This window comes from Corallococcus llansteffanensis (genome assembly GCF_003612055.1).
GTDB lineage: Bacteria > Myxococcota > Myxococcia > Myxococcales > Myxococcaceae > Corallococcus > Corallococcus llansteffanensis.
This window is the reverse complement of sequence record NZ_RAWB01000420.1, coordinates 1-8,796: the sequence shown is the minus strand read 5'-3', so window position 1 is coordinate 8,796 and position 8,796 is coordinate 1. Positions and strand designations below refer to the sequence as shown.

Below are 8,796 nucleotides of genomic sequence, written 5' to 3'. Positions count from 1 at the left end.
GCTCGCGGGGCGGGGGCACGGGGGCCGGTGCGCTCGCGGCGGCAAGCGTGCCCGCGTCGGGAGCAGCGCTTGCGAGGGCGGCCGCGTCGGAGGGACGGCCGCGCGTGCCCGCGTCGGGAACAGCGCTTGCGACTGCGGCTGCGTCGGAAGGACGGCCACGCGTGCCCGCATCGGGAACAGCGCTTGCGACTGCGGCTGCGTCGGAAGGACGGCCGCGCGTGCCCGCATCGGGAACAGCGCTTGCGACTGCGGCTGCGTCGGAAGGACGGCCACGCGTGCCCGCATCAGCAGCGGCACTCACTGCCGCGTTGGAGGGAAGGCCACGCGTGCCCGCATCGGAAGCGGCGCTCGCTGCCGCGTTCGAGGGGAGGCCACGGGCGCCTGCATCGGAAGCGGCGCTCGCGACGGCTGCTGCATCAGCGGCGGGGCGGGCACCGACTCCTGCATCGGGTCCCGAAGAGGCGAGCGCTCCTGCATCGCGGGCCCCACTGCCGGACGAGCCCGCGTCGGTCGCTGCACGGACAACGGCCCCACCCAGCACTCCCGCGTCCGCGCCCACGCCCACGGGTCCGGCGTTCGGCTTCGCGGGCTTGTTGCCCAACAGGACCCAGATGATCTCCCGGTCCTGGGCGTCACGGAACAGCTCCACGAAGCGCGTCTCGTCCTCGTAGCGAATGCGGTCGAGCGAGCGCACCTGCGCGTCCTCCACCGTCACCTCACCCGGCGCACGGGAGGGCTCTCGCTGCCACACGAAGAACGCGGCCACGAGGGCCACGCCCGCCAGGACTCCCTGCACGGCCACGTCGCGCGCCTTCATCGCGCACCTCCCACCACTGCGGCGCTCCGGGCCGCGCGCCGGCCGCGCCGCCGCGTCACGAAGAAGCCCACCGCCAGCACCACCACCGGCGCCAGGAAGACAGTCGCGTAGAACCACACGACGTCCTGCGAGCGCGTGTGCTGCAACGGCACGTCCTCCTCGCTCGTCGTCGCGCCAGAGAGCGCCTCCTCCCCGGAGAGCCAGCGCAGCGTGTCCACCGCGAGGTAGGCATTGCCCACGTTGCCCAGGATGCCGTCACCCAGCGCATCCGCGTCCGCCATCACCACCGCGCGCGGCGCAGGCCGACCTTCCGCAGCCGGCCGCTCCACCGACACCACCAGCGGCCACGCCTTCGTGACCTCCCCGGGCTCGGGCTCGAAGTCGCCGTTGGCGTCCGCGAACGTCTCACCGTGCGCGCGCACGCCCGTGTCCAGCATCACGCCCGGCACGGGCGGAGACACGGGCTCCAGCGCCACCGCGCCGATGAAGGCCACCGCCGCCTGCGACCCCAGCGCGGACAGCGACGTCACGGATGGATGCGAGGAGAAGCTCGCCGTGCCCAGGTTGCCCCGGTCACTCTGCTGACGCGTGGTGCGGAAGAACACGCGGTCGTTCGCCAGCGGCACGCGCAGCGACCGCAAGCCCAGCGGCTTGAGCAGCGGCTCCAGCGCGGCGCCCTCCGGCTCCAACGCGATCCACAGCCGGCCGCCGCGCTCCCAGTACTCACGCAGCGCGGTGACCTCCTCCGGGAGCAGGTCGCGCATGGGCCCCATCACCACCACCATCGCCGCGTCGCGAGGCACCTCCGTGCCCAGCCCTTCCGCCACCGTGAGCGTGCGCACGTCCACGTTCTGCCCGCGCAGCAGCTCCTTGAACTGCGCCACCGACGGACGGGCCGCCTCGCCAGGAACGGGCCGCGTGTCCGCGCGCTCCCCATGTCCGCCCGTGAGGTAGACGACGCGCTGGGGCTTCGCCACCGCGAGCAGCCGCCGCTGCACCTCCGCGTCCAGCCGCTGGAGCTGTCCGCGCGCACGCTCCACGTCCATGCCCAGGTTCAGCACCTCCCTGCGGTCGCCCCGCGACAGCACCACCGCGCCGTTGTTGCTGACACCCAGGGCCTTGCCCCGCGCGGGCTCCACCGCCTGATCCAACGCGTCCACCGTGAGCTGCGGACCCTCCGAAGCGAGGTCGCGGAAGTACTGCCTCACCGCCTCCCCCACCTCGTTGGCGGGCGGGAAGAAGAGCGTGACTTGCAGGGGCTCGTTGAGGCCGCGCACCAGCTTGCGCGTGGCCTCGCCCGGGCGCGCGGTCCGGAAGTAGGACAGGTCCCAGGTGGCATCCGCCTGCGTGGCCACGTACGTCGCCGCGAACGCGAACACGCCCACGAAGGCCACCCCGAGCCCGGAGAACAGCGCGCTGCGCACCCGGCCCGTCTCCGGCACCGGCGCCCGCGCCATCGCCACGAGCGCGGCCTCCACCATCGCCAGCGGCACAAGCGCGCACACGAGCAGCGCCGGGAACAGCACCGCCAGCACCACCGCCAGCTTCGGAGCGGAGCGCGACAGGGGCGCGCCCAGCAGCGCCGTCCCCACGTCCCCCTGGACGAAGTAGAGCCCCAGCGCCACGAGCCCCACGCCGTAGAGCATGAGCACCCACCGCTCCAGCGTGCGTCGCGCGGGAGGCGCGGCCAGCAGCCGCACCACGCGCCACCCCGTCGCGCCCAGGGCCACGGCGGTGCCCAGCGCGGCCAGGGTCACGCGGCCGGAGCCCGCGCCCAGCACGCGCTCGGCGATGAAGACCGCGAGCAGCCCCGAGACGAAGGCCACCGTCGCGGCCAGCCCGGTGCCGAAAGAGGCCGGCGTGCTCATCGCCACCTCCGCGCTTCCAGCACCCGTGTCGCCGCGAACAGCGCCACGTAGGTGACGACCAGGTAGTAGACGACGTCCCGCACGTGGATGAGCCCTGCCTGGAACGGGGGGAAGTGCTGGTTCCACAGCGACATCGCGCTGAAGACGTCCGACAGCGGCTGCTCGGTGATGCGCGCCAGCAGCCAGCACAGGATGAGCGCCACCAGCATCACCGCGGAGAAGATGGCCGCGAGCAGCTGGTTCTTCGCCAGCGACGAGCCGAACGTACCCACCGCGAGCGACGCGCTCCCCAGCAGCAGCAGCCCCAGGTAGCCCGCCGCCACGTGCCCGAAGGACACCTTGCCGTTCACCAGCACCAGCAGCGGCATGTAGAGCGTGCACAGCAGGTACAGCGCGAGGAACGCGAGCCCCGCCAGGAACTTGCCCAGCACGATGTCCCGGTCCCTCACCGGCGACGCGTAGAGCAGCGGCAGCGTGCCCGTCTGGCGCTCCTCCGCGAGCAGCCGCATGGACACGAGGATGGCCGCCACGATGGTGAAGCCGCTGGAGTAGTAGAAGAAGCCGGACAGCACCTCCGCGGACCGCTTGCTCGCGCCGCCCAGCGCGTACGCGTTGAAGAACAGCCCGTTCACCGCGAGGATGACCGCGAGGATGACGTAGCCGCTGAGCGTGCGCAGGTAGCCGGCCAGCTCGCGGCGGGCAATCAGGAGCGCCTTCACGCGCGCACCTCCTGGCCCTGCGTCAGGCGGAGGAAGAGCGCTTCCAACTGCCCTTCGCTCGCGTCCAGCCGCAGCAGCTCCAGCCCCGCGCCCACCACCGCCCGCGCGACTTGAGGCCGCAGGTCCGGCGACGCCGCCAACTTCAAGCCCAGCACGTCACCCTCCCCTGCCCGCACATCCACCGCGCCGAACCCCTGGAGCGCTTCGAGCGCGCGCGTCCTCGAGCCCCGCACCTCCAGCACGATGGACGGGCCGCCCAGGCTGCGCGACAGCTCCTCCTCGCTGCCCTGCGCCAGCAGCGCACCCTTGTGGATGATGAGCAGCCGGTCACACGTCTGGGAGATTTCGGGGAGGATGTGGCTGGACACGAGCACCGTGTGCGCGCCCTTGAGGCCGCGGATGACGTCGCGCATCTCGACGATTTGCAGCGGATCCAACCCGCTGGTGGGCTCGTCGAGGATGAGCAGCGCGGGCCGGTGCACCAGCGCCTGCGCCAGTCCCACGCGCTGGCGGTAGCCGTGGCTGAGCGTGGAGATGACCTCGCCGTGCACGTCGCGCAGGCCCGTTTTCTCCTCGGCCTCGCCCACGTGGGCAGCGGTGGCCTTCGCGGGCACGTCGCGCAGCCGGGCGACGTAGGACAGGTATTCGCCCACCGTCATCTCTTCGTAGACGGGGGGCACGTCCGGCAGGTAGCCGATGCGCTGGCGCACCTCGTGGGACTGGCTCACCACGTCGTGCCCGTCGATGACGACGCGGCCCGAGGTGGGCAGCAGCACGCACCCCAGAATCTTGAGCGTCGTCGACTTGCCGGCGCCGTTGAGGCCCAGGAAGCCGATGACCTCACCCTGGCCGATGGTGAAGGCCAGGTCGCGGATGGCCGCGTGCTCGCCGTAGTACTTCGTCAGCCCTTCGACCTGGATCATCAGGACTCCTCGAAGCGAGGGGGAAGCGGCGTTCTTCTGTCCCCCCGCACCGGGAGTGTCAAGTGTGGCGGAACTCCGCGCCCTCCGTGGTGCGTCCCAGGCTGAAGCGCAGCGCGCCCTCCAGGTCGGGGTACAGGAAGGAGTAGCCGTGGGCCTGCGCGACGGCGGGCAGCACCTTGGCCCCGGCCAGGAGGGCCTCCTCACCCATCAGTCCGAACGCGGCGCGGACGAGGGGCGCGGGGGTCGGGAAGAAGGAGGGACGGTTGAGCACGCGGCCCACCGTCTTGGCCAGGTCCCCCTGTCGCAGCACGCCGGGCGCCACGCCATTCATGGGGCCGCGCACGGCCGGGTTGCCGATGGCGAAGCGGATGAGGCCCAGGATGTCCTCCATGGCGACCCAGCTGAACCACTGCTGGCCGGAGCCAATCGGTCCGCCCATGCCCGCGTTGAACGCGGGCAGGAACTTCGCGAGCGCGCTGCCGCGCGGATCCATCACGACGCCGATCCGCAGGTGCACCACGCGGATGCCCGCGGCCTCGGCGGGCGCGGTCGCGGCCTCCCACTCGCGGGCGACCTTCGCGAGCAGGCCCTCGCCGGAGGGCGACGATTCGGTGAGGGACTCCTCGCCTCGGTCGCCATAGAAGCCGATGGCGGAGGCGCTCACGAGCACCTGCGGCTTGCGCGGCAGGCGGGCCAGCGCCTCGCTCAGCACGCGGGTCGTCTCCGTGCGGCTCTTGAGGATCTCGTCCTGGTAGGCCGGCGTCCAGCGCTGGCCGGCGACGTTGGCGCCCGACAGGTGCACCACGGCGTCCACGCCCTCCAGGGCCGCGGTATCGATTTCACCCTTGTCGGGGGCCCACGCCACGTCGCCCGGCGCGACCTTCCGTCCGCCGCGCACCAGGCGCTTCACGCGGTGGCCGCCGGTGGTGAGGAAGGGCACCAGCGCCTGGCCCACCATGCCGGTGGCGGCGCTGACGGCGATGGTCAGCGGGCCCTGGCTGGCGAACTCGGCGTGGCGGCGCAGGTCCGCGCGGGTGAGGGTGTGGCGGTACGCGAACATGCGCTCCAGGCGCTTCCGGGCGTAGCCCCCGCCGAAGGTGTCGCCCAGCGCCCCCACGGGGAGCACGTACTCCACCTGGTCATTGAGGACGGAGGCCTGGGGGGTGGAGGCCGGCTGCATGCGATGGTCGTGGACCCACTTGGAGAAGGGGCCCTGGACCATGGTGTCCTGGAAGCTCTCGCCCTCCACGTAGCCGGTGTGCTCGGACACGAAGCGCTGGGGGATGGGGCCCAGGTGCGCGGCGATGACGACGCGGGAGCCGGTGTGGATGCCGTTGCCGGTGCGCTCGATGACCTTCGTGGTCTCCCAGGGGGGCGTCAGCCGTTCGAGGGCCCCTTCGCGAGCGTGCCAGGAGAAGAGGTCGGCGGCGGGGACTGGCATCTGGCTGCGCGCATCGAAGACGTGCGACTTGCCCATGGTTTCTCCTGGGGGGACATTGCGGCCCGCGCATGCTTAATCCGGACCTCCTCGACCGTGCAGTGGAAATGCTGCGACGCGGTGGCGTCATCGCCCTGCCAACAGAGACGGTGTACGGCCTCGCGGCCAATGCCGAGGACGAGCTCGCGGTGCGGCGGGTGTTCGCCATCAAGGGCCGGCCCGCGACCCACCCGCTCATCGTCCACATCCCGGGCGCGGAGCACCTGTCCGAGTGGGCCCGGACCCTCCCCGACGAAGCGCTGGCCCTGGCGCGAGCCTTCTGGCCGGGGCCGCTGACGCTGGTGCTGCCACGCACGGCGAGGGCGACGGACGCGGTGACGGGAGGCCAGGACACGGTGGCACTGCGAGTGCCTGGGCATCCGGTGGCCCTGGAGGTGCTGCGCAGGCTGGGCGGAGGCGTGGCCGCACCGAGCGCCAACCGCTTCGGCCGGGTGAGCCCGACGACGGCGGAGCACGTCCGGCAGGACCTGGGCGGCGACGTGGACCTGGTGCTGGACGGAGGGCCGTCCACGGTGGGCGTGGAGTCGACCATCGTGGACCTGTCGTCGGGGGCCCCGGCCATCCTCCGGCCGGGGGGCCTTGCGACGGAGGAGGTGGAGCGGGTGCTGGGGAAGGCGGTGCCGGTGCGCGCGTCCACCACGGTGCGCGTGTCCGGTTCGCTCGCGTCCCACTACGCGCCGCGAGCGGGCGTGGTGCTGTCGGAGCCTTCCGAAGCGCTCCAGCAGGTGAACGCGCTGCGGGCGCGGGGCCTGCGCGTGGGGGTGCTGGGTCCCGCGTCGCTGTCACTGCCGGAAGACGTGCAGCGCTTCGACGTGCCGGGAGAACCGGCGGAGGCCGCGCGCGTCCTGTACGCCCGGCTGCGTGAAGCGGATGAACAGGGCCACGACGTGCTCGTGGCCTGTCTGCCCGCGGCGAGTGGATTGGGCATCGCCGTGCGGGACCGGCTGTCGCGCGCGGCGGCGCCCCGGGAGGGCTGAGTGTCTGGAGCAGCTTCGGAAACGCGCGGCTAAAGGTCCTTCGCCATTTGCCGATGCTCCAGTTCCGCCGCCTGCTTGCGGGCCCTTGCGATTTCGGGCGCGTACCTCTCGCTCTCGTATTCAATGGTCACCGCCGTGACAGCAGGTGCGCTCACGCTCGTGAGAATCACCTGACTCTCGACCGTCGCCCATCGGCTCTTCAGCATGAATCGCTTTCGGGCCGCGCTTGCTTGACGCCGCGCCTCTGCCTCATCGTTTTCTGCCCGGATATCCATCCGCTGCTGCCCGTAGCGGTCTTGCGGCACTCCACCGAGTGCCGAAGCCATCTGGCCCAGCAGGTACGCTGTATCCGCGGCAGATCGATAGCTCCCGACTCGGCGTTGCGCCTCGTAGACCGTGTCCCTGTCTCGCCCCGGGGTCCCATACTTTCGGGATAGGAGCTGGCGCAACAGCAGATGGGTATCCCGAAGATGTCCAACCTCCGGGAAGAAGACATCCACTGCGGCGAACCTATCTTCCAGGAACCCAAGCGTCACAATCGCGGGCAGCTTCGCGATCGTAGTCGTCCATCGAAGTGCACTGCCATTGAGGAGCCTTGCCTCGGGAAAGAGGGCATGCACTTCATCGAAGGTCATGCCCCAGCGGGCCTCTTGAAACCCCTCGGGGCTGCGATAGCCCAGGCCCTGCCGTTCCCAGTCGCGCATGGCGGCACGACGCTCTTGAGGAGAAGGCCCGTATCCGCGGGTCGCACATCCCATGGTCAGCGCCAACACCAATACACAACCCAGTGCGCCACGCTTCATGGGGTTCTCCGAGCTGACTCACGAAACAGCCACGAACGCTATCAACTTGTTACGGCTCCGTGGACACGTCAGGCCCTCGGGCGCCTGGCGCCCGGACATAGAAGATCGCGGTTCTCAGCGGAAGCCCGGGGCCCCGCCGCCCCGGGGGGTCTTGCGGCCGGGGGGTCGGGTCGCCCAGGCTCCCCTCTTCTCCCTTTTACAACCGTCGCCCGCTCCGCTATCCCGCGACCGTCCACCAGGAGTGTCCCCGTGAAGCGAAGTCTGTGCGGTCTGCTCGTTGCCCTCGCGTTCACCGCCTGCAAGCAGGAAGCCCCCGGGAAGATGGAGCCCATCCCGCGGCCTCCGGGCTCCATGGCGCCCGCCGAGGAGGCCGCCGCGCCCGTCGCCGCCGCGCCCGCCGTCCCCAAGGACGCGGTGCTGCTGCGCTGGAAGCTCGTCCAGGGCGCCCCCGTCTCCTTCCGCCTGTCGCTCGCGTTGGATCGCAACGCGCCCGCCTTCGAGTCCGCCCCGGAGCCCAAGCCCGCCAAGGCCGACAAGAAGAAGAAGGGCGACAAGGAGGCCCCGGCACCCGCCGCTGCGGCGCCCGCGCCCGCCGTCGCGTCGGACTACACCTACGTGCTGGAGCTCACCTCCTCCGGTGAGCGCCTCCTGCGCGTGACGCCTGCGGGCGCCGCGTCGGAAGAGGCCTCCGTGAGCGACCGCGGCTTCATCATCGACGGCCTCCAGGGCCCCGCGCGCAACCTGGCCACGCTGGTGCTGGAGCTCCCGCGCGACGCGGTGCGCCCGGGCGAGACGTGGTCGCTGGGCACCGAGCTGATCGCCCCGGAAGCCCTCGGCACCCAGTTCCGCCGCGCCACCGGCGGCGCCGAGCGCCACAACCGCGTGAAGCTCGTCTCCGTCACCCCCGGCGACAACGGCGAGCAGGTGGCCACGCTCGAGTACGACCTCCTGGAGCAGTTCGGCGGCATCCTCACGCCCTCGCGCACCACCGCCGCCGCCAACCGCACCCCGCGCATGCCGGGCGCCGAGGGAGGCCCCGCCACGGTCGTCGCCGACGAGCTGGCGGACGCCCCCGCCCCCGCCGGCCCCATCGAAGGCACGGAGCTGGGCGCCACCGTGAAGGTCACCGGCCGCGGCGAGTTCCTGGTGAAGGCCGGCCAGTGGCGCTCCTGGGAGGGCACCCTCTCCACC

General features: G+C 71.8%; 7 protein-coding genes and 1 pseudogene. 2 read left to right on the top strand and 6 right to left on the bottom strand.

All coding sequences use genetic code 11. The annotated features are described in order from the left end of the window. From D7V93_RS44590 to D7V93_RS30415, 5 genes and pseudogenes are all read right to left on the bottom strand, one after another. Nucleotides 1-817, bottom strand: a pseudogene (locus D7V93_RS44590) (hypothetical protein); the annotation flags it as partial. Beyond that, on the bottom strand, nt 814-2,685 hold the full coding sequence (locus tag D7V93_RS30430; protein ID WP_120646722.1) for a motility-associated ABC transporter substrate-binding family protein: 1,872 nt from the start codon (nt 2,683-2,685) through the stop codon (nt 814-816). The gene D7V93_RS30430 and the pseudogene D7V93_RS44590, both read right to left, overlap by 4 nt. Further along, nucleotides 2,682-3,404, bottom strand: coding sequence for an ABC transporter permease (locus D7V93_RS30425; protein WP_120646721.1), 723 nt, complete (start codon nt 3,402-3,404; stop codon nt 2,682-2,684). The genes D7V93_RS30430 and D7V93_RS30425 overlap by 4 nt, the downstream gene beginning before the upstream one ends. Continuing rightward, complete coding sequence (locus D7V93_RS30420; RefSeq protein WP_120646720.1) at nt 3,401-4,327, bottom strand: ABC transporter ATP-binding protein; 927 nt, start codon at nt 4,325-4,327, stop codon at nt 3,401-3,403. Before D7V93_RS30420 ends, D7V93_RS30425 begins: the two co-directional genes overlap by 4 nt. A gap of 58 nt (nt 4,328-4,385) precedes the next feature. Next, on the bottom strand, nt 4,386-5,804 hold the full coding sequence (locus D7V93_RS30415) for a TIGR01777 family oxidoreductase (RefSeq protein ID WP_120646719.1): 1,419 nt from the start codon (nt 5,802-5,804) through the stop codon (nt 4,386-4,388). A 68-nt stretch (nt 5,805-5,872) separates the two neighbouring features. On the opposite strand from D7V93_RS30415, the gene D7V93_RS30410 reads away from it, so the two are divergent. Then, a complete protein-coding gene (locus D7V93_RS30410; protein WP_244237607.1) occupies nt 5,873-6,802 on the top strand; it encodes an L-threonylcarbamoyladenylate synthase in 930 nt (309 codons plus the stop codon). 29 nt (nt 6,803-6,831) lie between these two features. Here D7V93_RS30410 and D7V93_RS30405 read toward each other — a convergent pair whose 3' ends face one another. Beyond that, nucleotides 6,832-7,605: a hypothetical protein gene (locus D7V93_RS30405; RefSeq protein WP_147451414.1), complete on the bottom strand. Its 774-nt coding sequence runs from the start codon at nt 7,603-7,605 to the stop codon at nt 6,832-6,834. A 249-nt stretch (nt 7,606-7,854) separates the two neighbouring features. Here D7V93_RS30405 and D7V93_RS45295 point away from each other — a divergent pair. After that, nucleotides 7,855-8,796 (top strand): hypothetical protein (locus tag D7V93_RS45295; RefSeq protein WP_158623896.1); only part of this gene is annotated, 942 nt, incomplete at its 3' end.

Excerpts from the sequence above, each read along its gene's own strand:
- D7V93_RS30405 (WP_147451414.1), bottom strand. The coding sequence starts at position 7,605 with ATGAAGCGTGGCGCACTGGGTTGTGTATTGGTGTTGGCGCTGACCATG.
- D7V93_RS30410 (WP_244237607.1), top strand. The coding sequence starts at position 5,873 with ATGCTGCGACGCGGTGGCGTCATCGCCCTGCCAACAGAGACGGTGTAC.
- D7V93_RS30420 (WP_120646720.1), bottom strand. The coding sequence starts at position 4,327 with ATGATCCAGGTCGAAGGGCTGACGAAGTACTACGGCGAGCACGCGGCC.
- D7V93_RS30430 (WP_120646722.1), bottom strand. The coding sequence starts at position 2,685 with ATGAGCACGCCGGCCTCTTTCGGCACCGGGCTGGCCGCGACGGTGGCC.
- D7V93_RS30415 (WP_120646719.1), bottom strand. The coding sequence starts at position 5,804 with ATGGGCAAGTCGCACGTCTTCGATGCGCGCAGCCAGATGCCAGTCCCC.